This is a genomic window from Lysinibacillus sp. NPDC056232 (assembly GCF_042267565.1).
Taxonomy (GTDB): domain Bacteria; phylum Bacillota; class Bacilli; order Bacillales_A; family Planococcaceae; genus Lysinibacillus.
In genome coordinates this window covers 13225-39286 of record NZ_JBHJTF010000033.1, presented here as the reverse complement: position 1 = coordinate 39286, position 26062 = coordinate 13225, and the positions used below count along the sequence as shown (strand labels likewise).

The 26062-nt window shown below is 38.7% G+C and carries 28 protein-coding genes; 1 reads left to right on the top strand and 27 read right to left on the bottom strand.

Annotated features, from left to right (window positions below; genetic code table 11):
* Positions 1–6 precede the first annotated feature (6 nt).
* From aroH to cmk, 23 genes are all read right to left on the bottom strand, one after another.
* On the bottom strand, positions 7–375 hold the full coding sequence (aroH, locus tag ACFCYJ_RS20475) for a chorismate mutase (RefSeq protein ID WP_376076401.1): 369 nt from the start codon (positions 373–375) through the stop codon (positions 7–9).
* Positions 372–1463 (bottom strand): 3-dehydroquinate synthase, encoded by a 1092-nt coding sequence (gene aroB, locus ACFCYJ_RS20470; RefSeq protein ID WP_376076398.1) that lies wholly within the window; start codon positions 1461–1463, stop codon positions 372–374. The genes aroH and aroB overlap by 4 nt, the downstream gene beginning before the upstream one ends.
* A 1-nt stretch (position 1464) precedes the next feature.
* Entirely contained in the window at positions 1465–2646 is a 1182-nt protein-coding gene (gene aroC / locus ACFCYJ_RS20465; protein WP_376076395.1) for a chorismate synthase, read from the bottom strand.
* Positions 2647–3122: 476 nt separating this feature from the next.
* Positions 3123–3893 (bottom strand): CheR family methyltransferase, encoded by a 771-nt coding sequence (locus ACFCYJ_RS20460; RefSeq protein ID WP_376076392.1) that lies wholly within the window; start codon positions 3891–3893, stop codon positions 3123–3125.
* A gap of 84 nt (positions 3894–3977) precedes the next feature.
* Positions 3978–4208 carry a hypothetical protein gene (locus ACFCYJ_RS20455; RefSeq protein ID WP_376076389.1) on the bottom strand — a complete coding sequence of 77 codons (231 nt, stop codon included), beginning with the start codon at positions 4206–4208 and terminating at the stop codon, positions 3978–3980.
* Between the two features lie 194 nt (positions 4209–4402).
* The gene (locus ACFCYJ_RS20450) at positions 4403–6028 is read right to left on the bottom strand and encodes a long-chain fatty acid--CoA ligase (protein ID WP_376076387.1); all 1626 of its coding nucleotides are present in this window, start codon (positions 6026–6028) and stop codon (positions 4403–4405) included.
* A gap of 213 nt (positions 6029–6241) precedes the next feature.
* The gene (locus tag ACFCYJ_RS20445) at positions 6242–7003 is read right to left on the bottom strand and encodes a 3-hydroxyacyl-CoA dehydrogenase (protein ID WP_376076385.1); all 762 of its coding nucleotides are present in this window, start codon (positions 7001–7003) and stop codon (positions 6242–6244) included.
* 15 nt (positions 7004–7018) lie between these two features.
* Positions 7019–8167, bottom strand: coding sequence for a thiolase family protein (locus ACFCYJ_RS20440; RefSeq protein WP_376076382.1), 1149 nt, complete (start codon positions 8165–8167; stop codon positions 7019–7021).
* Positions 8168–8764: 597 nt separating this feature from the next.
* Positions 8765–9181, bottom strand: a complete 417-nt coding sequence (gene ndk, locus ACFCYJ_RS20435) for a nucleoside-diphosphate kinase (protein ID WP_376076379.1) — start codon at positions 9179–9181, stop codon at positions 8765–8767.
* An 86-nt stretch (positions 9182–9267) separates the two neighbouring features.
* A complete protein-coding gene (gene hepT, locus ACFCYJ_RS20430) occupies positions 9268–10242 on the bottom strand; it encodes a heptaprenyl diphosphate synthase component II (protein WP_376076377.1) in 975 nt (324 codons plus the stop codon).
* A 19-nt stretch (positions 10243–10261) separates the two neighbouring features.
* Positions 10262–10966 (bottom strand): demethylmenaquinone methyltransferase, encoded by a 705-nt coding sequence (locus ACFCYJ_RS20425; RefSeq protein WP_376076375.1) that lies wholly within the window; start codon positions 10964–10966, stop codon positions 10262–10264.
* A 15-nt stretch (positions 10967–10981) separates the two neighbouring features.
* Positions 10982–11749 carry a heptaprenyl diphosphate synthase component 1 gene (locus ACFCYJ_RS20420; protein ID WP_376076373.1) on the bottom strand — a complete coding sequence of 256 codons (768 nt, stop codon included), beginning with the start codon at positions 11747–11749 and terminating at the stop codon, positions 10982–10984.
* Positions 11750–12173: 424 nt separating this feature from the next.
* Positions 12174–12392: a trp RNA-binding attenuation protein MtrB gene (mtrB, locus tag ACFCYJ_RS20415; RefSeq protein ID WP_049666799.1), complete on the bottom strand. Its 219-nt coding sequence runs from the start codon at positions 12390–12392 to the stop codon at positions 12174–12176.
* Between the two features lie 63 nt (positions 12393–12455).
* On the bottom strand, positions 12456–13025 hold the full coding sequence (gene folE / locus ACFCYJ_RS20410) for a GTP cyclohydrolase I FolE (RefSeq protein ID WP_376076370.1): 570 nt from the start codon (positions 13023–13025) through the stop codon (positions 12456–12458).
* A gap of 170 nt (positions 13026–13195) precedes the next feature.
* Positions 13196–13345 carry a hypothetical protein gene (locus ACFCYJ_RS20405; RefSeq protein WP_376076367.1) on the bottom strand — a complete coding sequence of 50 codons (150 nt, stop codon included), beginning with the start codon at positions 13343–13345 and terminating at the stop codon, positions 13196–13198.
* Between the two features lie 359 nt (positions 13346–13704).
* Complete coding sequence (locus ACFCYJ_RS20400; protein ID WP_004232618.1) at positions 13705–13977, bottom strand: HU family DNA-binding protein; 273 nt, start codon at positions 13975–13977, stop codon at positions 13705–13707.
* A gap of 199 nt (positions 13978–14176) precedes the next feature.
* Complete coding sequence (gene spoIVA / locus ACFCYJ_RS20395; RefSeq protein ID WP_376076362.1) at positions 14177–15655, bottom strand: stage IV sporulation protein A; 1479 nt, start codon at positions 15653–15655, stop codon at positions 14177–14179.
* Between the two features lie 91 nt (positions 15656–15746).
* Positions 15747–16538: a hypothetical protein gene (locus ACFCYJ_RS20390; protein ID WP_376076359.1), complete on the bottom strand. Its 792-nt coding sequence runs from the start codon at positions 16536–16538 to the stop codon at positions 15747–15749.
* A 22-nt stretch (positions 16539–16560) separates the two neighbouring features.
* Complete coding sequence (locus ACFCYJ_RS20385; RefSeq protein ID WP_376076356.1) at positions 16561–16773, bottom strand: DUF2768 domain-containing protein; 213 nt, start codon at positions 16771–16773, stop codon at positions 16561–16563.
* Positions 16774–17170: 397 nt separating this feature from the next.
* On the bottom strand, positions 17171–18187 hold the full coding sequence (locus ACFCYJ_RS20380; protein WP_376076354.1) for an NAD(P)H-dependent glycerol-3-phosphate dehydrogenase: 1017 nt from the start codon (positions 18185–18187) through the stop codon (positions 17171–17173).
* 187 nt (positions 18188–18374) lie between these two features.
* Positions 18375–19685 carry a ribosome biogenesis GTPase Der gene (der, locus tag ACFCYJ_RS20375; protein ID WP_376076351.1) on the bottom strand — a complete coding sequence of 437 codons (1311 nt, stop codon included), beginning with the start codon at positions 19683–19685 and terminating at the stop codon, positions 18375–18377.
* 267 nt (positions 19686–19952) lie between these two features.
* A complete protein-coding gene (gene rpsA, locus ACFCYJ_RS20370) occupies positions 19953–21089 on the bottom strand; it encodes a 30S ribosomal protein S1 (RefSeq protein ID WP_376076349.1) in 1137 nt (378 codons plus the stop codon).
* Between the two features lie 102 nt (positions 21090–21191).
* Positions 21192–21866 (bottom strand): (d)CMP kinase, encoded by a 675-nt coding sequence (cmk, locus tag ACFCYJ_RS20365; protein ID WP_376076346.1) that lies wholly within the window; start codon positions 21864–21866, stop codon positions 21192–21194.
* A 184-nt stretch (positions 21867–22050) separates the two neighbouring features.
* On the opposite strand from cmk, the gene ACFCYJ_RS20360 reads away from it, so the two are divergent.
* Positions 22051–22230 carry a hypothetical protein gene (locus ACFCYJ_RS20360; protein WP_376076344.1) on the top strand — a complete coding sequence of 60 codons (180 nt, stop codon included), beginning with the start codon at positions 22051–22053 and terminating at the stop codon, positions 22228–22230.
* A gap of 14 nt (positions 22231–22244) precedes the next feature.
* Here the strand turns inward: ACFCYJ_RS20360 and ACFCYJ_RS20355 are convergent, their stop codons facing one another.
* From ACFCYJ_RS20355 to prsW, 4 genes are all read right to left on the bottom strand, one after another.
* Positions 22245–22904, bottom strand: coding sequence for a flagellar brake protein (locus ACFCYJ_RS20355; protein WP_376076341.1), 660 nt, complete (start codon positions 22902–22904; stop codon positions 22245–22247).
* An 83-nt stretch (positions 22905–22987) separates the two neighbouring features.
* Complete coding sequence (locus tag ACFCYJ_RS20350; RefSeq protein ID WP_376076338.1) at positions 22988–24265, bottom strand: PepSY1/2 domain-containing protein; 1278 nt, start codon at positions 24263–24265, stop codon at positions 22988–22990.
* A 15-nt stretch (positions 24266–24280) separates the two neighbouring features.
* Complete coding sequence (sleB, locus tag ACFCYJ_RS20345) at positions 24281–25105, bottom strand: spore cortex-lytic enzyme (protein ID WP_376076336.1); 825 nt, start codon at positions 25103–25105, stop codon at positions 24281–24283.
* 90 nt (positions 25106–25195) lie between these two features.
* Entirely contained in the window at positions 25196–25876 is a 681-nt protein-coding gene (gene prsW, locus ACFCYJ_RS20340; RefSeq protein WP_376076334.1) for a glutamic-type intramembrane protease PrsW, read from the bottom strand.
* Between the last annotated feature and the right edge of the window lie 186 nt (positions 25877–26062).

Genomic DNA, 26062 nt, shown 5'->3' with positions numbered 1-26062 from the left:
CTCTAATTATTTAGCTTGGGCTAAATCTGGTCTTAATTTCACTGCATCATTGAGATACAAGTGTTTTACATCCTTTTGTGCCATATCCACATTCGCATGTATTAATACACGAATACAAAGTGGCAATGCGTTCGGCACGTCCATTTCATGCATACACATGACAGGTACATATTGCCACCCGTCCATTAACCGTACAGCACGTGCTGGAAATGCTGATGTAATATCAGGCGTTGTGGATATAAGTATGGAAGCAATATCATCTACTTCCACATTATTTGCTGTTACTACTTCACGCACTAATCTTGCTGTTTCATCCCATACAAGCTCCGGCTTGTCAGATTCAATTGTAATCGCTCCTCTAAGTCCACGAATCATACAAGCACCTCCGCTAATAGCTGTCGGAATTCCGTGTCTACTTCTCTGCACTCTGCTAAATCAATTGGTTGAACGAAAGGTTTACCAATTTTACCCAGTAACACAAATTGTAAAACACCATACTCCGCTTTTTTATCTTTCATTAAATACTCTGTTAACTGATTAAAAGAATACATTTTCACAGATTCAAATGGATAGCCATTTTTCACTGCAAATTGTAAAAATGCTGTAGTGAAGTTACGGTCTAATTCACCGTATCGTTCACTTAATAATAAACAATACACGAGTCCAATCATTACAGCCTCGCCATGCGCTACTTTTCCATAACCAGCGGCCGCTTCAATGGCATGACCATAAGTATGACCTAAGTTTAAAAATTTCCGCACGGATTGCTCGGTTTCGTCCTCTGCTACTATTTGCGCTTTTACTTCAATTCCTTTTCTAAGCTGCTTCGCTAATTCTTCTGTGTTGAAATGAATAACTGTCTCTGCTGCCATTAATTCCTCTAACCACGCTGCATTAGAAATCATCGCATGCTTGATCACTTCTGCTGTTCCTGAACGTACCTCGCGCTCAGGTAAACTTTCGATAAATACAGTATCGTAAATAACTCCCTCAGGTTGATAAAACGCACCAATCATATTCTTACCTAGTGGATGGTTAATAGCTGTTTTACCGCCTACTGCTGAGTCATGTGCTAAAATTGTCGTTGGGATTTGAATAAACGGCACCCCACGCATATAAGTAGCTGCCACAAAGCCTGTTAAATCACCTACAGCTCCCCCACCAAATGCAAAAATAAATGATTTACGTGAGCATTTTTGTTCAAGTAAAAATGTTTGGGCTGCATAGTATTGTTCGAAAGTTTTACATGCCTCACCACCTGGTAAGACAAAGACCTCAAAATGATAAGGGAAATTAGCCTTGAAATAATCTCCTTGCGCTGCCCATACATTAGCATCCGTAAAAACAATGAGCTTATCCGCTTTTTGAAGCTTATCATCAAATGCTTTTACTGCCTCTGCTAAAAATTTATGACCAAGGACAACCTCATATTGGTGCGATTTCGTTGCTACTGGTACTCGCATATTAGAACCCCTTTGTATAATGACGGTGTTCGTCGATTTGAGCTTTTAGTTGAGGTAATTGATCGCTATGGAATTGTTCCAATATTGCATTCGCTATTTCCCAGGCAATAACGTGCTCAGCAACAACTGATGCTGCTGGTACTGCACAGCTATCCGAGCGCTCTACACTAGCTTTAAATGGCTCTTTCGTTTCAATATCAACACTTTGCAACGGTTTATATAATGTAGGAATTGGTTTCATTACACCGCGTACGACAATTGGCATTCCAGTAGACATTCCACCTTCTAAACCACCAAGTCGATTTGTTGCACGTGTATAGCCTTCTTCCTCTGACCAAATAATTTCATCATGTACTTCAGAACCTTTACGGCGTGCCATTTCAAATCCGATTCCAAATTCAACACCTTTAAATGCATTGATAGATAACATGGCAGCTGCTAATTTCGAATCTAGCTTACGGTCATAATGAACATACGATCCGACACCGGCTGGCATTCCTTCTACAATGACTTCAACAACACCACCAATGGAGTCGCCCGCTTTTTTCGCTTCATCAATTGCTTCCACCATTTTTGCAGAAGCCTCTGGGTCAACGCAATAGCAAGGGTCTGCTTCAACAATGGCACGAATTTCATCCGCAGATTTTCCTTCTACTAAGGAAGTGTCTGCCTTAATACCAACGATTTCTGTTACATGTGCGACGATGGAAATGCCTAATTCATTTAAAAGCGCTTTTGCAACAGAACCTACAGCTACACGGACAGTTGTCTCGCGCGCTGAAGAACGCTCTAATACATTACGTAAATCACGGTGTCCGTACTTCATGCCTCCTACTAAATCTGCATGTCCTGGACGAGGACGTGAAATTTGGCGTTTGATATCTTCAGGATTCACATCTTCTGCTAATGGTTCTGCTCCCATAATTTTTGTCCAGTGCTTCCAGTCATCATTTGTGACTACGAGCGCTACGGGAGAACCAAGTGTTTGTCCATGACGAACACCAGTGACGATGTCCACTGTATCCGTTTCGATTTGCATACGGCGGCCTCGCCCATGCCCTCCTTGACGACGTTTTAAATCGTGGTTAATTTTTTCTGCTGTAATGGGTAAGAGCGACGGTAAGCCCTCAATAATTGTTGTTAATTGGGGGCCATGTGACTCTCCCGCTGTTAAGTAACGCATAAACACTTTCTCCCTTCAACTCGCTAAAGTATGTATTTTTCACTATAACATATATTCTCTAAAAAAACAGTCCTTTTGCAAATGTCTTTCAAAGACTTGTTTTAATTATTTGTAAATTCCGAATTGCTCTCGCGACTTCAATTATTTTTAAAAGTACCTTTAAAGGTAATTTAGAGCACCTCGTTAAATTCGAATATTCTGAACGATTTACTTAAAAAAAGATATTTTCTTCATTTTCACTAATCATTAGCTTTCACCAATCATGCTTTTACCGGTAGTTAATCTCCTACTTATTTTCATTCGCTAAATTTTGATGTTGGTGTCTTACCGCCCATTGATGCGAGATAACTAATAAAAAATACGCTTTTTGCTTATACCAAGCGAAAAGCGCACGATTCATCTATGTCTCAAGCCTTAAATTATGTACATGACATTCATATTTGTCTAGTGTACGAATGCTTTTCTCATATTATTAACTATTTTCGTCTATAGAAGAATGTATCCTCAACTTCAAACTCATAACGAGATGGATTAAAAATTTGCTCTGTAGATCCAACAAATAAAACGCCATCCTTACGCAATGCTTTACTAAAATTCGTATAAATCTGATCTTTCGCTTCTTCAGTAAAATAAATCATCACATTGCGGCAAACAATTAAATCATAATTAGAATCGTAATGGTCTTTAAGTAAATTCTGTTTCTTAAACGTCACACAACGTTTAATCTCATCCTTGACCCTATAAAAGGAACCTTCTTGCTCAAAATACTTAGCTTTAATATCACTCGGCACTTCTGCTAATGAGCGCTCTGGATACACACCTAATTTCGCCTTTTGAATGACATTTTCATCTAGATCAGTAGCAATGATCTGAATTTGAGATAATGGCAGTAATTGAGATAATACCATGACTAAAGAATAAGGTTCTTCACCCGTTGAACAAGCAGCACTCCAAATTTTTAAACGCTTATTAGATTGCAGTAATTTCGGAAATATTTTTTTCTGCAACACTTCCCAACGCTTCCCATTGCGATAAAATTCGGAAACATTAATGGTCATGCGATCTAAAAACTCATTCATTAAGTCACGATCTTGTTCAAGTGCCTTTAGAAAGTCCACAAAATTACGATATCCCTTTTTCTCATACAGAGATGTTAATCTTCTTTTCATTTGCGCTTCTTTATATAGCGCTAAATCAATTCCTGTTTTGCGCTTTATACCTGCTATAAACTGTTCATAATCAGACATGCGGTCTTCTTCCCCTCTAGCGTCGTATTTCCATTATAGCGGAAAAGTGCCATTCCTGAAATAGTCTTTCACATGTAATCCAAGTTACTTAGTTGAGTTTTGTTTTTCCTCTAATAATAACACTTTGGATTGCTCTAATTCTAGACGTAATTTTTCTGTTTCCATCGTATACGTTTCTAACCTGAGCTTTTCTAACTCCGTTTCTTTCTCAATAGCCTTTAATTTAATTTTTTGCTTTCTTGTATGGGCATCAGTAAAAATCCCTGCTAAACTAATAACTACTCCACCAATAATAGCAACTATTGCAATTGACAATACTTCCACATCCTCTCGTTAATAATGATTATACGGTAAAATGGAAAAAATAGTTTCACTTTTCTTTTCATTCTTTCATTAAATTAGCTAAAATATTCTCATTGATATGTATTAAACGTGATGAGCCTATATCCCCTAAATTTTTACGTAAAAAATGAAGGTAGTTAGTCACCACCTTCAAATTTTTTTGTCTCCTAAACCTCTACTCTATAATCCTTTAATTCTTCTCGCAATTTTACCTTCATGAATTTTCCTACAGAGGTTTTCGGTATTTCATTTAAAAATACAACATCATCAGGAATCCATGTTTTATGGAATTGCGATCGTAAATCTTCTAGTAGCTCTGATTTCGTAATGGCATCCTTAAATTCAGGATTTGGTACAACACACGCTAGAGGTCGTTCAATCCATTTTTCGTGGGGAATGGCTATAACAGCAGCCTCAAACACTTTAGGATGTGACATTAAAGCATTTTCAAGCTCTACTGAAGAAATCCATTCTCCACCGCTTTTAATTAAATCTTTTGTCCGATCTGTAATTTTGATATAACCATCTACTGTCACTACAGCAATATCACCAGTGTAGAGCCAGCCATCTTTAAAGGCTTCTGCTGTTCGTTCATCGTTATAATACTCGGCAGCAATCCACGGGCCTCTAATTGTCAATTCGCCCATTGTTTTGCCATCCCAAGGTACTTCACCGTTTTCATTGACTACACGCGTTTCAATGAGCGGCACTGTTATTCCCTGCGTAATACGAACATCCATTTTTTCATCCATCGTATAATCTTGCATATGTGTTAAATACGTCGATATGCTAACAAGTGGCGATGTCTCGGTCATACCGTAGCCCGTCATGTAAGGAATTTTAAGCTCCTCCTCAAAGCCACGAGTTAGACCGAGCGGTGATGCTGAACCACCACATACAATCAATCGTATCGAAGACAAATCACGAGGATTTTTGCGTTGCTCCTGTAATACCCCAAGCCAAATTGTAGGTACTCCTGCAGTCAACGTTACCTTGTATGTTTCAAATAAATCAAGTAGTAGCTGCGGTGTAAACATTGGCCCAGGGAGCACCTGTGTAGCACCAAATAATACACCAGCAAACGGAAATCCCCACGCATTCGCATGAAACATTGGTACTACAGGTAGTAAAACATCTGCCTCGCCTATTGCAATACTATCGGAGATTCCTGCTGCCATAGTATGGAGGACAATACTACGATGAGTATATACTACACCCTTTGGCATTCCTGTAGTTGCACTTGTGTAACACATGCCAGCAGGTGTGTTTTCATCTAAATCATCTGGGAATCTAAAATTATCATTCGCCTCTTCGAGTAATGCCTCATAAGAAAGAACATTCGGTAATGGGATGTTTTCTAGCTCGACAGCATCTCCCATTACGATAAAATGCTTAACCGATTTAAGCTGTGAGACAATCGGTGCAATAAGCGGAACTAAGTTATCATCAATTAGTAATATTTCATCTTCTGCATGATTAATAACATAAGCAATATGCTCAGGCGCTAATCGAATATTAATCATATGCAAGACAGCACCTGCGCATGGGACTGCAAAATATGCTTCTAAATGGCGATGGTGATTCCAAGCAAAGGTACCTACTTTCATGCCTCTCTCCATTCCTAGCTTTGTAAGGGCACCTGCTAGTTTTCGAGTTCGTTTTACATATTCTTTATAAGTAAACTCGTGAATTGTTGTAGGGCTTGTCCGCGAATATATTTTTTTCGCATGGAAAAATCGTTCTGCTCGATCCAAAAAACTTGTTAATAATAAAGGTGTATCCATCATATGCATAAAAACGCTCCCCTTTGTTCATAAATTTTTGAATCGTCCAAGGCTGACTGCTACTACCAATAATTACATACGAAACAAGCTAACTTTTTCGGCTATCCGCAGACAAGCACTTTTCACTTCAGAGCTTCACGAAAGCGTAATCCGAGAAGGTGGTTTTAGCCTTCGGTCATTCTGTCAGCTTTTTTTGCAGGAGTCGAGCACCTTCAGTTATCCCTACTTCGGCTGCATTCGAATCGCGCCGTCCAAGCGGATTACTTCACCATTTAATAAACCATTTTTGATAATACTTTCGACCAATAGCGCATATTCTGATGGTTTCCCAAGTCGTTTAGGGAATGGAGTCATTTGGGCAAGCGCTGTTCTTGCTGGCTCTGGTAGCGATGCAAACATTGGTGTTTCTACTAATCCTGGAGCAATCGTCATAACACGTACACCAATTTCAGCAAGCTCTCTTGCAATCGGCAACGTCATCGCCGCCACACCACCTTTTGACGCACTATATGCCGCTTGTCCTATTTGCCCATCAAATGCTGCCACAGATGCAGTATTAATAATAACGCCACGCTGACCATCCTCGTTCGGCTCATTATGTTGCATCTTCTCGGCTGCTAGGCGAATCACATTGAAAGTCCCAATCAAATTGACAGAAATCACCTTTTCAAATAAACCAAGAGCATGTACACCACGCTTAGAAAGTACTTTACTTGCATCAGCAATTCCAGCACAATTCACTGTGACGTTAATGGACCCAAATGTCGCTACTGCTTGTTCAAGCCCTGCCGCTACATCAGCTTCTTTGGTAACATCAACACGTGCATATTGGACATTCTCCCCTAACTCCTCTACTAGTGCGTGTCCTCGCTCGTCATTAAGATCAAAAATGACTGCTTTGCCACCTTCTGCAACAACTTTGCGAACAGTAGCCTCTCCTAAACCAGATGCTCCCCCTGTTACAACTGCTATTACTTCCTTCATCAAACACAACCCCTTTTACATTTTTTCAATGATAGTAGCATTCGCCATTCCCATACCTTCACAAATTGCAAGTAAACCATATCTTAAATTTTCTCGTTCCATTCTATACAGCATCGTTGTTAACAGTTTTGTACCCGTCGCTCCTAATGGATGTCCTAATGCAATTGCTCCTCCATCCGGATTCAATTTATCGGGATCTGCTCCAATTTCGCGCAACCAAACAAGTGGTACTGGCGCAAAAGCTTCATTCACTTCATACGTATCAATTTCCTCAATCGTAAGACCTGAACGTTCCAGCGCTTGTCTAGTTGCCTCAATTGGACCAGTTAGCATTAACGTCGGATCTGAACCAACGACAACTCGTGTAACAATTTTAGCAAGTGGTCGGATGCCAAGTTCCTGCGCCTTTTCTAAAGACATAATAACTACAGCTGAGGCACCATCACTCATTTGACTTGCATTACCGGCTGTTATCGCACCATCTTCCTGGAAAACGGTTTTTAGTCCATTTAATTTATCAACTGTCGTTTCTGCACGTGGCCCTTCATCAACAAAAAACGTTGTCACTGTGCCGTCTTCTTGCGTAAATTGGACAGGCAATATTTCCTTTTTAAAACGGCCCGCCTCAATTGCCGCTAATGCTCGTCTATGACTATTGTAAGCATAGTTATTGAGCTGTTCCTTTGACAAGTTCCATTTTTCCGCTATTTTCTCGGCTGATAACCCTTGATGTATAATTGTATAGTTGTCTTGTAATCGTTTACCCGCGTGGGCTCCCTTCATGTTAGAACCCATTGACACCCTCGTCATACTTTCAACTCCACCAGCAATAACAATGTCCATATCGCCTGCTAAAATAGCCTGTGCCGCGAAATGAACAGCCTGCTGACTTGATCCACATTGACGATCAATTGTCACACCTGGGACACTCTCCGGAAAACCTGCCATTAATAGGGCTGTACGGGCTATATTTGCTCCCTGTTCAGCAGTTTGCGTCACACAGCCAAAAATAACATCCTCCACTTGATCCTTATGGATACCTGCTCGTTGTACCACTTCTTGCAGTACATCTGCCGCTAAGTCATCTGCTCGAACGTTGCTTAATGCCCCTTTACTTCTGCCAACTGCTGTACGAACAGCTGATACAATTACCACTTCTCTCATAAAAAAACCCCTTTGCACTGTCGATTCTCTCATTTCCTATCATCCAATGTATTTAGATGCTATGAAATATATTCTTGATTATTAAGCTATATCAATTATGCCTTGGCATAATTGCGTCCAGAATCGGCTTTGTGCTTAGGCCTGCGTGACGCAGGTCAGTTAGCCGTTATCGCATGGATGCGATGATCTTAGGCTAACATCCTATGTGAACTCCCTTCCGATTCCGTGACATCCGCCGGAGGCTTTAACTTCTTACAGCGGATGTTTTTTGTACCGAAAGCGTAGCGACAGGTACAGATGTTTGGACACCCCCTGAAAAGCGGCTTAAAACCGCATTCATCTAACCGCCTATATAGGTAGGAGATTTCTGCTGAAAGAAGTTAAAAACCTTAATTATCAGAATATTGTATCTTTAATTTTACATGACTAAGAAGTATTTAACAATTCTATATGTATCTAGAAAATTCTATTCAACTGTTTTAATAGGTTCCATTTTTTAGTTTTGGCTTCTATCTGTCGCTTTAATAAAGCCTTTTTCAGAGCATAAAAAAAGCAATCTCAAATTGAATTGAGATTGCTTAATCTATTCACAAATAATTAAGCTAAATCTTCACCGAAGAATAAGCCGATTTCACGCTCAGCAGAAGCAAGTGAGTCAGAACCGTGAATGATGTTGTGAGAAACAGTTGTTGCATAGTCACCACGGATTGTACCTGGGTTAGATTCTTCAGGTTTAGTTGCTCCCATCATTGTACGAGCAAGCTTAATTACGTTTTCGCCTTCCCATACCATAGCGAATACAGGACCAGAAGTGATGAAATCAACTAATTCACCAAAGAATGGACGCTCTGCATGCTCTGCATAGTGCTTTTCTGCTAATTCTGTAGGAATTACCATTAATTTAGCACCTTTCAATACAAAACCGCGACGTTCAAAACGATCTACGATATCTCCTACTACTTGACGTTCAACGCCGTCAGGCTTAACCATTAAAAAAGTTTGTTCGATTGCCATGTTTAAAACACTCCTTAAATTCGTATAACAGGTTTTACACCTACCGATAAATATTAACAAAAAATGAGCCTTTGTACAACAAAAAGCTAGAATTTACGCTTACCCATAAACAAAGCGACATCACGTAGTTTTTTCTTGACAGGATGTTTTGGTAATGCATCTATTTCCTGTAATGCCTTTTTCAAATATTTATCACTCATTTTATTAGCTTGCTCAATCGCGTCAGATTTACGCACATACTGCAGCATATTTTGACGTTCTACTTCTGTCAACGTACCTGCAAATACTTTTGCCAAGTAAGGTTGCATCTCAGGATCATCTTTTAACAGAAGAATCGGTAATGTAATATTGCCCTGCAATAAATCACTACCTGCTGGCTTTCCTAATTCTTTATCTGTTGCCATTATGTCTAAAACATCATCGATAATTTGGAAGCTCATGCCTACAAAATAGCCGAAGCGTTTCAAATGTCTCACTGTTTTGGGATCAACACCTGCTGCTACTGCACCAAGTTCACAACTAGAAGAAATCAGTAATGCCGTTTTTCGTTTGATTCGTCTAAAATAATCCTTTAATCCTTGATCTAGTCTAAATTTATCTTCGATTTGAATGACTTCACCGTTACAAATTTCCACCATTGTACGTGCTAAAATTTGATGAACTAATGGGTCTTCAAGCTTTGTAATATATTCAAGTGCACGTGCAAAAATAAAATCGCCCGTGTACATTGCAACTCTATTATTCCATTGTGATTTGACAGTCGGGCGTCCTCTTCGCATATTGGAATCATCAATTACATCATCATGCACAAGTGATGCCATATGAATAAGCTCTACTGGCACGGCTACATCCTTCATCTTTTCGATATCATAGTCGCCAAATTTCGCGCCAAGCAACACAAAAATTGGTCGTATCCGTTTGCCACCAGCTTGCAATAAATGGAGAGAAGCATCATTGATCAAACCTGAAGAAGAGTACACTGCTTTTTCTAATTCTTTTTCAATGATATCGATATCTGATTTCAAATCGGAATAGAGTAGTTTTAACTTCATCTTTTCCACTTGTGAAAACCTTCCCCCATTAACGTACCTTTTTAAAGCCCATATGCATTGCCGCAGCACCGCCACTGTATGCTTTGTACGTTACTTTTTCTAAACCTGCCTGTTCAAACATTGCCGCTAACTTTTTCATACCTGGGAAATCATTTGCTGATTCCTGTAACCAAGAATATTCTTTAAAGCTTTTCGCAAATATTTTACCAAATACCGGCATTATATATTTAAAATAGAAACGGAATAGTTGTCGATACCCGGGAATTTCAGATTGAGATGTTTCTAAACAAACAACCATTCCCCCAGGTTTTACAACACGATTCATTTCCTTTAAAACTTGTAAATAATCTGGTACATTGCGAAGCCCAAAACCAATTGTTGCATAATCAAAAGTATTGTCTGGGAAAGGTAACTCCATAGCATTTCCATGTATTAATTCAATTTGTGGGTATGGCTTTACCTTTTCCTCGCCAACCTTCAGCATGTTTTTACTGAAGTCTAGCCCTTTTACTTCTCCGCCTTCACCAACTGCCTCGGCTAATGCAATTGTCCAATCTGCCGTACCACAGCAAACATCTAGTGCCTTCGCTCCAGGTTTTACTGCCATGTGCTTCATCGTATCATTGCGCCAGCCAACATGCATTTGGAAACTAATAACACCATTCATTTTGTCATAGTTTTCCGAAATACTTTCAAATACTTCGTGCACGTGTTCTTCTTTCGTTTTAGCCATTTTGAAAAACCTCTCTTATCCATTAGTAGAAGCAATGGATGCCTCTACACGTGCTTGTAGAGCTTGTTTCACATCACCTTGTAAAAACGATGCATTTTCTATCACCTGTAACAGCTCTGTTTTTAATTGCACAATTTTGTCCTGTATGACGTTGCCATATGTCGCTCCAGCAGATCTCGCACTTTCTTCAAGAACCTTACTCATTAAAGTTACTTGACCACGTTGATATGTCGCCCATTCTCTTTCTAAACGCAAGATTAATAAGCTCTTCTCCACAATTGGAATATAGTTACCAAACGAATAGAGCTCAAAAAATTTTGAGATTAATCCCGATTCAATGTTACTTATTGAGGCATACCATTGTTCGACTGATCGTTTTTCAGCCTCATAAACTTTAATTTGGTGTTCACAACGTTCCACAATCCCTTGCGACAAACTTCTAATCAATGCGACATTTCCCGACATCGCTAAAATCTCATAATAACGGCCACTATAAAAGTCTCCAGCTAAAACGGTTAGCTGCTGTTCTTTTGATGTGGCATCTAATTCTTTTATATGATCGTGCGCCGCTAAAGCTGCGTACACAATTCCAACAGTGATTGCAGCTTCTCTTTCCTCTCGCTGCCACTCCTCACCATTCAAAAAGGGAACTAACAAGTAAAATAATTGATTTTCATCGAGCACAGGCACCCCTGTGTATTTTTGCAAAGTTCTATGACGAACATCCATGAAAATCTCTGTTTTTAATTGTGCAATTGAATTTTGAATGTATGTTGCATTCATAGACCTTACTCCATTTCACTTTCAAATACGTTAGCCACTTCATGGATCTAACGCTTGCTTACTGAGTCATTATAGCACACGCGACGATTCGGAATAAAAAATTTTTGCTTTATTCAACATGATATGCAGTAGAGCTTCCCCAATCAATTATGTCTCGGCATAATTGCGTCCGGAGGCTTTGGGCCAACGTGATGTTGGTCGCTCAGTCGTGTATTGTTGTAGTTGTTGTTATTGTTGTTGTTGTTGTTGCTTCGCTTTCGCACAGTTAAATTGCCACAGGACGTGGCGTTCTTAGACTGAGTTCCTCTATTTCAGCGGGGACATCCGTTGAAAGTAGTTAAAAAACAGTTTTACACATTTAATCGATTTATATGTGTCATCACTAAACCATTCTTAAAGCACCTCTGAATGTAATTGCTCTTTATTACTTTTTCGCTTCGCTATTTATAACACCATGAGCTGTATGAATCTGTGCTTTCCCACGAATTTTCATGGCAGATGTATGTTCGGTAAATTGAGCAATCATCACTTCGCCTGCATCTAATTTTTCAGAATGATGGAACTTTGTATCTGTACCTCGTGTTAAACCAATTACATGCACGCCATCTTCCTCTGCTTGAATAACAATATAATCTTGTGCCATTGTCTGTACACTCCTTAAATCCGACAAATTCTTAGTCCATCATAACATAATTAGACATGCAATTTAAGACATTTGAATAAATGATAAAACTTCTCTACGTTTTACTTCATCTTCTTCGTAAATACCACGTGCAACCGATGTCACAGTTTTAGATCCTGGCTTCTTAAGCCCTCGCATAGTCATACACATATGCTCCGCCTCAATCACTACATAAACACCTTTCGGAGAGAGCATTTCCATAATTGTCTCTGCCACTGAAGAAGTAATACGTTCTTGTAATTGCGGACGACGAGCAATTGCTTCTACTGCACGTCCTAATTTACTTAGTCCAGCAACAATGCCATCGTTTGGTATGTATGCGACATGAGCTTTTCCGTAAAAAGGCACTAGATGATGCTCACACATCGAATAAAACGGAATGTCCTTTACAAGCACTAATTCCTCATGGTCTTCATGAAACACTGTTTTAAAATAATCTTTTGCGTCTTCATGTAAGCCACTAAACATTTCTGCGTACATTTTTGCTACACGTTTTGGTGTATCGAGTAAACCTTCACGATTTACATCTTCGCCTACCGCTTCTAATATCATTTTTACTGCTTCTTCTATTTTCAATAAATCAACATTCGACATCCGTAAAAACCCTCCTGCGTATCAATACATTACACATTTCCTTATGCATCGTAGCATATCCAAAAGGTAAGCGCAAAACGACTTACTTGATTCAAAAGAAATTCAACGCTATATGAGAAAAATTGCCACTTAATGCTTTCTAATTTGGAGCATATTTTATAAATTTTGACTCACCACCATAACGTGTGGTTGATTTCCGTTCCGACCGGGCGCTTTGTTGTTGTTGCTGACGCTTCGCTTTCGCACAGATAAAACATTTGTTGCTGACGCTTCGCTTTCGCACAGATAAAACATTTGTTGCTGACGCTTCGCTTTCGCACAGAGCAAAGCTTCCTGGGGGCGTCGGGGCAACAGGATGTTGGTCACGAAGGCGTTATCACAGGACGTGATGGTTTTAGCCTTCGTTCCCCTATTGATAATCCCCAAGGAGTCGCCCAGTCTCCACTTCAATCAACTAATATTATGGTATATATTTTAGCAAAGAGCATCCCAACTTTTAGTGATGGACCTCAATTATGCATATGCTATCTACGTTGCATACACTTATGTTTATTGCATCTTTCTATGTACCATTATCTTATTTTGCTATGTGCGCAACTTTTTCGTTGAAAGAAGTTAAAAAGAGCAGCCTCCATGTTTGTTAACATGAAGACCGCTCTATGTAACTACTAGACGTGTATTATTTTACAGCATCTTTAAGCGCTTTACCTGGTTTGAAAGCAGGTACTTTGCTAGCAGCGATTTCGATTTCTTTACCAGTTTGTGGGTTACGACCTTTACGAGCCGCACGTTCACGTACTTCAAAGTTACCAAAACCAATTAATTGTACTTTGTCACCCTTTGCAAGAGCATCTTGAATTGTATCAAATACAGCTTCAACTGCTTTAGAAGCGTCTTTTTTAGAAAGACCTGCCGCTTCAGCAACAGAGTTTACTAATTCTGTTTTATTCACACCATTCACCTCCTCTCAAAGGGTCATGAACCAATTCTGTAAAAAGATTAACACATAGAAAACCGCTACGCAACTGTATTCATTCATGATTATAACCAAAAATTAATTTTTTCACCCAAAAAACAAAAATATCAGGACTTTTCGCACAAAAACGAAAAGCCCTGTGATATTTTTTTGCTCTTTTTTTATTTTTTTATCACTACAAAATAAATGTAACTAACCCTCTATCACCTTCGTTAACCATACGTTCAATTGTTTGTCGCATCCGTTTTTTGGCTGTTGATGGAACGGCATCCATTTTATAGCGTATTCCTTCTTTTAACACTTCATGTAGTGGAGTTCCAAAAAGCTGCGTGTTCCATAAAGCGTCACGATCATGTAAATAAGCATGATTTAAATCCTTAAGCAATTGTTGACTATGGAATTCAGAGCCAATTAGTGGCGCAAATTCTGATTCCATATCTACACGAATGATATGATACGATGGCGCTTTTGCCTTCATACGCACACCATAAAAATTATTTTGTTTTATGAGCTCTGGTGCTGTTGGCTCAAACTCCTGCATCATCGGCAATGTTACACCATAACCTGTCGAATCTGCTTGACTAATAGCATTTTTAAAGCGTTTTTGGGCCTCTTTTGCTTCGGCTGCCTCTTTAATAAAGAGTAACCAATCTCGCTTCGTCTCAATTGGCTCATCTAGCCATTCATTACAAACTGACTTATATAGCTCACCTTGCAATGACACTCGAATAACTGCGGTTCCAACACCGGCATCCACATGTACCACTTCACTTTGGTCAATAAAATCAATGGCTTTAAAGGCATCTGACGCCTGCTGTACATCCCTAATTTTCATAACAGATGACAACACTTCTTCCATCGAATCAATTAATGCAACATTCAATGGGTGTGTTGCATCTAAAACATCTAACCAATCTGGCTTTTCCACCTCAATTGTTCGAATTGGAAATTCAAATAATGCTTCTTGCAAAATATACTGAATATCAGAGGCGCGCATTTGATCAATCGAAGTGGCAATTACTGGAACATTATAGCGCTCAAATAGCTCATTTCGAAGCTGTACCGTTTCCTCCCGTGCTGGCATTTGGCAATTTAATACAACAACAAAAGGTTTTCCAATATCCATTAATTGCTCTACAATTTCCTCTTCAGCCTTCTCTGCTGCACGACGACTTATCCCATTTACTGTGCCATCTGTTGTTACAACAATCCCAATATTGGCATGGTCACGAATTACTTTATCTGTGCCTATTTTCGCCGCTTCTTGGAAGGGGATAGGCTCTGTATGCCAAGGTGTATGCACATATTTTGGCCCATTTTCATCCTCATAGCCCTTCGTACCTTCAATGACATAACCAACGCAATCGGCTAAACGAATTTGGAACGGCATTTCATCATCACCGACCGCAATACGTGTTGCTTGGGCAGGCACAAACTTCGGCTCAGCAGTCATAATGACTGGCCCCGGCGAGCTTTGTGGCATCTCGTCTTGTGCCCGCATTCTTTCTGTTTCATCCACTATATTCGGTAACACGACCGCTTCCATAACCTTTTTTACAAATGTTGATTTACCTACACGTACTGGACCGACAACACCAATATAAACATCGCCATTTGTGCGCTCTGCAATTTCTCTAAATACTGCTTCACTCAAGGTTTCTGCCTCCTTTATCTACGCTTTTTCACTATATGCGGACGGATAGATAAATATGAAAAGCCCCTCACAAATGTAAGGAGCTTTTCGACTAATCTTTTTTAGTTTTAGATTCAGACTCTTGAATTGCTTTTTCTCTAGCTTTTTCTCTAGCTTTTTTTGCGTCACTATTATAGGCATCCATAGAATAAATTGGCTCACCATTTTCATCTACTGTATACGGTATAGAATAAGCTGGTACTACTGGATATTTATCGACAAGTAGCTGACGAATATCATCTCCAGGCTTTACAGCAGGTTTGTCTTCTTTTAGTAGTTGACCTAAATCGATTGAATAGTCCACATGCATTTCGCCATCGCCTGTCATAAATATTGGTAATTCGGTACCAGAATAGGGGCTTTTCACAGTTACATCTGTTTTATAGCCCAATTTTTCAAAGTTTATTTGATATACATTATCAGAAGCTGCACCCTTTATTGGTAAATATTGGGTAGAAAGTTTGCGGATATTAATTTCACGAATTCGCTCTGCAGCATTTAAATCTACCAATTTTACTTTAGCTTCATTCTCAGGATCCCAAATAATATACTGGAAAATCCCACCCTTTTCATAGGCGTTCCCAGGAATTTGTGCAAGATATTTAGGCATTAATTTTTCAAAATCAATTAAATATTTTATATATATATCTGTATCTAGCTCGCTATTTTTAATTGGAACTAGTCCACCAGTTGCTTCACGATATTCATTAACCGCACGCTGAACCGCAGCTAATTGGTCAGCATCAGGCACTAATTTTGCCATTTTTTCATCTTCTGGATACGCACAACCTACTAGAAGTACAGCGGTTATTATTACAAAAAGAAAAGCACTTAGTTTTTTCATGTCACTTCCACCTCATCATTTTTTATGCTGGCCATGTGGCTACAATTAGAACCATTAAAAATGTGCCAAGTCCAAACAGTATGTATGCAATTAAATTTATAATTGTACGTAAAAAAACGTTCGAAACCTTATTACGAGCTAAATAAATTAAAGCAACAGATATAATCATAAAGCCGATACAATAAAATGATACCCACATTACATCAAGCGAGGGCAAATGTGCTAACGGACCCATTTAAGAGACAACCACCTTTCTACAATGTTACGAAACAATCAAAGTATATTATACTATGTGCTTTTGCCAAAAAGAAATAGTTGTCCAATAACTATCATCAAATGGACAACCTTTATAACTTTATGGATTATTCAAACTAAAAACAAACAATAAGGCGTCTCAGTTATATTCTGAGACACCCTATTTTTGTCCATTTTATGACAAACCTTATCAAATAGATCAGGTATGTTGATTAACCATTTTCAACCACTTCCGTTAATTGGAAAGCACTGATTTCCGCTACCGGCTACAATCAGATAAAATGGGCATACATAAGCAAAATATCAACAAATAAATCCTTATATCAGTCAACAGAACACTATATTTTCCAGATTGACATACCTGCAAATATATATTATCAATACATCATGTCATCGATTTCTCGTTTTTTCATACGCATCATTAATGCATCAACCGCTATTTTTGGTTCTATATTATTAAATAGAACACTATAGAGCTCCGTTGTTATTGGCATAGCAACGTCATGTTTCTCTGCTAGTTGATAGGCAGCTTTTGTTGTGCGTACCCCCTCAACCACCATGCCCATTTGATCGAGCACCTCTGGCAGTTTCATTCCTTGCCCCAGTAAATTACCTGCGCGCCAATTACGAGAGTGCACACTTGTACATGTGACAATTAAGTCCCCCATGCCTGTAAGTCCTGAGAATGTAAATGGATTCCCTCCCATTTTAACACCCAAACGTGAAATTTCAGCCAACCCTCGCGTAATAAGTGCAGCTTTGGCATTATCACCATAATTTAAGCCGTCTGAAATACCCGCAGCTAATGCGATTACGTTTTTTAATGCGCCACCTATTTCTACGCCTAGCACATCTTTGTTTGTGTAGACACGGAAAAATTGGTTCATAAATAAATCCTGCACTTTTTCTGCAGCTTCAATGCTTGCACAAGCTGCTGTAACAGTTGTCGGGTGGTGTAAGACAACTTCCTCTGCATGACTTGGACCTGAAAGTACAACAACTTCTTCTACAAATTCAGGTGGTAAACTTTCTACTAAAATTTCTGAAATTCGTTTTAATGTATCGGGTTCAATTCCCTTCGATACATGAACAAACAGTACTTTTTTATCAAGTGTTGCGATCATTTTTTCACATACTTCTCGAATAGCCTTAGTAGGCACGGCTACGACAATTGTCTCCGAATGAGCAACTGCCTTAGCAATATCGCTTGTCGCATACAAATTTGTCGGTAGCACCGTTTCAGGTAAATACTTCCTATTTGTATGCAGGTTGTTAATTTCTTCAGCTTGATCTGTTCGATGAGTCCATAGAAGTGTATCATGCCCATTTTCTGCAAGCACCATCGCAAGCGCTGAACCCCATGAGCCTGCCCCTAATACACAAACTTTTTCCATTCAAAAACCTCCCTTGTTTTGAAAAGACAATTCACTCCTATTAGTTACAAAAAATGCTAGAGAAAGGCTTATAACAGTAAAGCTTTCAAAGCAATCTTACATTAGAAAAATTATTCTTTCCTCTCTTGTAAAAAGACGCCACCCAACAATAATTGTCGGGTTGGCGTATTGTATGTGTATATTTTTCCTAAGCACGAGCACGGGTAATTAAACGAATTGGCGTTCCTTCAAAATCAAATGTTTCTCGAATACGATTTTCTAAAAATCGTTCATAAGAGAAATGCATTAGCTCTGGCTCATTAACAAACACCACAAAAGTAGGTGGCTGTATCGCAACTTGGGTAGCATAGTAGATGCGAAGACGGCGGCCTTTATCAGTTGGTGCTGGGTTGCGTGCCACTGCATCCTCAATCACTTCATTAAGGATAGATGATTGAATACGCATTGCATGGTTCTCACTTACACGTTGTATTATCGGTAAAATTTGATGTACACGTTGCTTTGTATTGGCTGATACAAAAATAATTGGAGCATAGTCTAAGAATAAGAAATGCTCACGAATTTGTTGTGTAAAGACGTTCATTGTTTTTTCGTCTTTTTCAATAGCATCCCATTTATTAACAACGATAACAATAGCTTTTCCAGCTTCATGCGCATAGCCTGCAATTTTTTTATCTTGTTCTTGAATGCCTTCTTCTGCATTTAGAACAACTAAAACAACATCAGAGCGTTCAATTGCACGTAACGCACGTAATACAGAATATTTCTCTGTCGTTTCGTATACTTTCCCTTTTTTACGCATACCTGCAGTATCTATAATGACATATTCCTGATCATCATACTCATAAGGCGTGTCAATAGCATCTCGAGTAGTACCTGCGATATTACTCACAATAACGCGGTCTTGGCCTAAAAATGCATTTACTAATGAAGATTTCCCTACATTTGGTCGACCAATTAACGAGAATTTAATAACCTCGTCTCCATATTGTTCTTCATCTTCCTTAGGGAAATGATTAGCACATTCGTCCAATAAATCCCCTAAGCCTAAGCCGTGAGAACCAGAAATTGGCCAAGGCTCACCAAAGCCAAGCGCATAGAAATCATAAATCATCTCGCGCATATCCGGGTTATCAATTTTATTTACTGCTAACACGACCGGCTTTTTTGTTTTGTATAAAATTTTAGCAACTTGCTCATCAGCAGCTGTTACACCTTCACGACCATTTGTCATAAAGATTATAACGTCCGCTTCATCAATGGCAATTTCTGCTTGTTGACGAATTTGTTCTAAAAACGGCTCGTCTCCAATCTCAATACCACCTGTATCAATAATATTAAAATCATGTGTTAACCACTCTGCCGAACTATAAATACGGTCGCGTGTAACGCCTGGAATATCTTCCACAATCGATACACGTTCTCCAACGATACGATTAAAAATCGTCGACTTACCTACGTTCGGACGACCTACGATGGCTACTACTGGTTTCGTCATCTGTACTTCATCCTTCCAACTTCTTGTCTTTCGCTATTATACACGAAAAATGCCATTATATCATATCATATCCATGAAGGGGCGCGCTATGTACCGTTCTTTCCATCTATTTAGGAATTTTTATATCATTTCGGCTGTTCTATTTGAATGTTCGATGTGATGTGGTTATCTTCGAGTCTGATTTATTCTATCTGTTTTACTTCGATTGTTCTATCCGTTTCCGCCATAAAAAAGCGAGGACACAAACTGTATCCTCGCTTGTCAAGTTTATTTAAAGTTTTTCAGTTTATCGCCAATAACATCACCGAAAGAGAAGCCTGTGTTTTCTTCTGGTAATTCATAGTCGATTACTTCCTCTGCCTCAGGATTTTCAAGTAAATCTTTAATGCTTAATGCTAAACGGCCATCTTCAGCATTTACGTCAAGCACTTTCACTTGTACTTCTTGTCCTTCTTTTAAAGCTTCATGTGGCGTGTTAATATGCTTATGCGCGATTTGCGAAATATGCACTAAGCCTTCTACACCTGGGAAAACTTCCACAAACGCTCCGAATGAAGTAAGACGTTTTACTTTTCCATCTAACACTGTACCTTTCGCTGCACGCTCTTCAATGCTCGACCAGGGACCAGGTAACGTTTCCTTAATAGATAACGAAATACGCTCATTTGCTGGGTCTACAGAAAGGACTTTTACCTTCACCTCTTGTCCTTCTGATAAAACCTCACTCACATCACTCACATGCTCATGAGACACTTGTGAAATATGCACAAGACCATCAATACCACCAAGGTCAATAAATGCACCAAACGATGCAATACGCTGTACTTTACCATCTAAAACATCACCAGTTTTAATTTGGTTAATGACATTTTTCTTTTGAGAAGCTTTTTCAGCTTCCACCACAGCACGATGTGATAAAATCAAGCGATTTTTTTCTTTATCAAGCTCAACAATTTTAAAGTTAAGAGACTTCCCTTTATAGTCTTCAAAATCATCAACAAAGTAGTCTTCTACTAGAGATGCTGGAACGAAGCCACGTACTCCTAAATCTACGACAAGACCACCCTTAACAATATCTTTTACTTCCGCTTCAAAAATTTCCTCAGCGTTGAATTGTTGCTCAAGTGTATCCCATGCTTTTAAAGCATCTACTTTACGTTTTGATAATACATAGTTTTCTTCTTCAACTTTTGTAATCATCAAATCCAACTCATCTCCGACAGAGATTACGTCAGACGCTTTTTCAATGTGTAAGCTTGATAATTCACTTATTGGTACAATACCATCAAATGGTGCACCTGGGATTGAAACAGTTACCGCTTTTTCATCAACCTGCTCAGCGATACCTTTGACGATATCACCTTCGTTAAACGTTTGTTCTACATTGTTCATTTCTTCAGACATATGTAACCCTCCTTCGCATCTTCCCTTACTATTTTATTCGATATTGAAGACAAAGACAAAAATAAATCCTTTAAATTCAAAAAATGTCTGAAATTTTTGGATTTATACCATTTCTTCTTGCGCTAATTTTAAAATGGCCTGTGCTGCACCATCAATTGACAGGTCTGTCGTGTCTAAAAATATGGCATCTTCCGCTTGAATTAGTGGTGATGCTTCACGCTCGCTATCCATTTTATCGCGCAGGGCAATTTCTTCTTGAAGCTTTTCAACGGAAGATTCAATTCCTCGCTTTTGGTTGTCAATAAAACGACGTCTTGCTCTCTCCTCTACAGTTGCAGACATAAATATTTTTAGTTCTGCATTCTTTAATACATGAGTAGCAATATCGCGCCCATCCATAACAACACCACCATTAGCCGCAAGCTTTTGTTGCTGTGTTACTAATAATTCACGTATTTTAGCATGAGCCGCTACTTGTGAAACAGATGAAGTTACCTCATTTGATCGAATTTCAGCAGACACATTCTTCCCATCTAAAAAGACAAGTTGTCCTTGAGAAGAAGGCTTTAATTCAATTGTGCTAGATGCTAGCATTTCTGCTAATTTTGTTTCATCATCTAAATGTATGTTTTGTTGCATTGCTTTATACGTCACAGCACGATACATAGCACCTGTGTCGATATACGTAAATCCAAGTGCCTCTGCAACAATTTTTGCGATTGTGCTTTTCCCAGCACCAGCCGGTCCATCAATCGCAATTTGAATGTTTTTTTTCATATTTCCCCCTACTTTCTATCACACCATATTGTATCATAAAAAAGCCCTCTTCAAGGAGAGGGCTTTCTAAAATCAAATTACTTCTCGAGTTGAAGGTTTGTAAACTCCCTTCAAAAATTCATGGAAATTTTCCACTCATCAATAGAGGTTGGGAAGACATCCGCCGGAGGCTTTGGGCCAACAGATGTTTTTTGCGCGAAAGCGTAGTGCTAACGCAGCGTCAGCAACGTGTTTTGTCTGTGCGAAAGCGAAGCGACAGCAACAACAAGATGTTGGTCACTCAGTCGTTGCCACAGGACGTGGCGTTCTTAGACTGAGTTCCTCTATTTCAGCGGGTATAAAGACACCCACTGAAAGAAGTTAATAAGCGTAAAAAAATCAAGCATCAAAAGGATTTATTTCTTTACGACGATTCACTAACTGACGTTCAAAGCAGAAACGAACAATATGCTGTTGGTCTACATCATCAGTATCTGTTAGTTGTATAGTGGCAATTTTTTTGTCATCTTTTTCGAATATACGAACAACCGTCGCATCCGTAATCACGTATTTAACATCCCCGTTGGCATATGGTAAGACGATTGTTAACCGAACCTCATCACCATCTTGGAAAATAATTGCCCCTTTCAAGATAACTGCCAAACCACCTGCGCTAATATCCGATGTTACGAGCTGATATTTGTAATCCTTAAACTGTATCGCTACATCCACAGGCGTTTCCACACGTACATATTCACGACGCTGAATTTTGATAAAGTCATCTTCCTTTGGGCAATGCAACATAATCATAGGAATATTACCAGCTTTACGTCCAATCACTTCAGTACTAAAAGCAAATGATTGTTTATCCCCCGTGCGAAAACTTGCTCTAAATTCAGATCCATCTATTAAAAAAGCTGTTTTCTTTGTGGCAACATTTATTGGATAATCGATGTAAATAATATTTTCATTTTGTTCTACAACTTTACAGAGGAATTTTTCAACACGCTCTGTATAAGTTGGTTCAAGTTCTAATTGTGTACCAATTTTTATTTCCATGAGCATCTCCTCGAACACAAATATACTTTATTATCGCATGAGATGCCCATTTTGGCTATAAAAACTGGTAGTTTTTTCTTATATTACGTTAAATATTCCACTTTTAAAACATTGTGATTTTCAGCGTCAATAACTATTCTGAATGTTTCTTGCGCATCACGAACCGCAATTACCTCATAACAAAGACGTTGTTCAAATTGTCCATTATCTGTATAAATATTTCTTACTTCTTCTACTTTCACGTCATCATCGAAGAAAGTTTTCCAATCAATTGGTTTTGCAGTTTGTGGTTTAATTGTCTCTGCCTGAATATATTCCATCGCATTAGCACCAAGTAACTCGCCTGTATCCTTAGCAAGCTTTAATTGCACCCCATCTGCATAAACCAATGCATTATCGCCAGGGTGAACACGTGCAAATGTCACATGCCATGCTTGATGGTTTTCACGAGATTCCACAAATGCAACATCATTCATGCCAAGTCGTTTTACATATTCTTCAGCTTTTTTCATAATTTCATCTTGTGATAGCCTTGCTTCATCAACTGGACGTTCCACTAAATAGGATATTAAATGTCCACCCTTTTCTGTTAGATCGACATATCCTAAACGAATATCTTGGTGGAATTGGATATGATAAAACGGATATGGTGCAGTATCGCTACTTTTCGTCACAGTAAATGTTGCGTCTTTTATGATAGGGAATAATTGTTTTACTTTTTCCAATGCTTCTTTTTCAGTAATGACTGAATCTTGTAATGCTTTAAGATCTATTTTTTTCTGCCAATCCGATTCGCTTAATGTAAGTGGGAAGTCTTTTTCGCTGTAACCCTTTAATGTCTTTTGTACATTATCAAAAGTTGTATTTGGGTTTTTAGTATCTACTTGTCTTAACCAGACATCCATTTTACCGTTATTTTTATAAAAATCTACTGTTGCAGCTGACCATTCATCTGAAAGTGATTGTAAATTCGTTGAGACTTGTGGCATTTTTTCTCGCCAAGCTTTATAATCACCAGTTTTAGATGTTTTCTTTGCCTCATCTCCTAGACGTCCTAAGTAACTTAGCCAGTCGTTCGACATTTCCTGCCCGATAGGAATATTCGACATAGAAGATCGAACGTCAGAGCTTAGTCGCCAAACAGAATCTAACTCATTGTGGATGGCATTGTCATCCCGAAACAATAGAGATTGTGAAACAGATTGTTGTAGATGCGATAATTTCTCAGATGCATCCGTTAAATTATCCGTGTACTGAGCTAGCACAGTACGTTGTAAACTTGCATTTTTTCCGTGCATATTAATGCTATATGCCCCTAAACCAATAACCGCCGCAGTGAGTATAACGAGCATTGTTCTCATTTTTTTCCTCCTTTCTTATGAACAGAAAATGTGTTCTCCAATTCGTTTAATTTGAGCTCGTGACCAAATCCACTTACTTGTAGCTGTTTTCGGATTAAAATAATAAAGTGCATTTTCTGAAGGATCCCATCCATTCATAGCATCAAGAACTGCTTCTTTTGCACGTTCATTTGGTTCAAGCCAAATTTGTCCATCTGCCACCGCAGTAAATGCTAGTGGTTGGAAAATGATACCTGAAATAGTATTTGGGAATTCAGGACTTTCCAAACGATTTAAAATAACAGCGGCTACAGCCACTTGACCTTCATAAGGCTCTCCCCTAGCTTCACCATAAACCGCATTCGCCATTAACTGTACATCTCTGTCAGTATACTTTGGAGGTAGTTGAGTTTTAGTCCCATTATTGTTACTACTACCACTACTTTTACCTCCACCTCCACCGCCGCCGCCAGTGTTTGTTTTCACTTGCTGTTCAAGTGGCGTACCACCATAATAGGTAAATTGATTTCCTGCATTTAATTGCGCTTTTACCCATCCTTCATCGTAATCTGAATAACCTGATAAAGTTTTTTTAGTTTTAGCACCGGCTATTCCATCTACTGGTAAACCATATTTCTCTTGGAAAATTCGCAAAGCCCAATATGTGTTATAGCCAAATTTGCCATCAATTTTACTTTTATAAAACCCTAAGTATTGTAGCCTTGCCTGTAGCTCAATTACATCATCTCCATAAGCACCACGAGAAATCTGTTGCCCGGTAAATGCAATGGCGTCATTTTGCGGAATAGCGAATATACTAATCCCCAACATCAAAGCAAAAACTATGCTTACTAATCGCACTATCATCACTCCTTTTTTTCATAGCTTGAAACAAACGACTTATTTTATACATTTAAAAAATAGAAAAGCGTAGAAATCTTTTTTAGATTTCTACGCTTTATATTTTTTATGCATATGCAAATGTTGTACTAGGTGATAGTGAGCAAGCTTGACTTTTCGTAGCCCAAACCACCACAAAAACAGCATAAAAGGTATCATTAAATATACCCAATATCCTTTAAACGATAAAATTGTATTATATAAAATGTGTAAAACTACCGGTGCACAAAGCGCCATAGCAATCATTTCTTTCGTCTTTGCAAGCTTCGAAAACTTGGCACGTCCATAATAATAGCCCATTACAACACCGAACAAAGCATGACTTGATACAGGTAATAATGCACGCATAAATGCTGTATCCAAACCGAAAGAAAATAAATAAAGCACATTTTCAATCGTGGCAAAACCAAGAGATATGCTTGCACCATACAGTATGCCATCATAAGGATCATCGAATTCTACATGATTGTAGATTGCGATTAACAGAACAAACCATTTAAAAAACTCTTCAACTACACTCGAAAAAACTACATCTTGTAGATAAAGATATCGAAAGACCCCTTCCTCTGTTAGTACATACTGTAAGAACATGATTGGGAACGTTAAAAATGCGCCATACAAAAACGTTTGAAGTAAAGTTCTTCTTGGCTCCGTTGCCATCTGATTGCGCAAATAAAAGTAACTAAAAAGCGCTAGACCGGGTGCAATGGCAGCTGATAATAAAATGATCATGATGCCGGCCCCTTTCAAAAATCAATTTCACCTTGACATAATGATGTTAAGATTTTAAAATTCGTGACATCCTTCTGACTTTAGACCAACAATTTTTTTGCATGAAAGTGAAGCCAGCCCCATAATGTTGGTTAACTTTAGCGTCTTCGCAGGATGGAAAATTTCACAGTTCATCTTTTTCTGTCG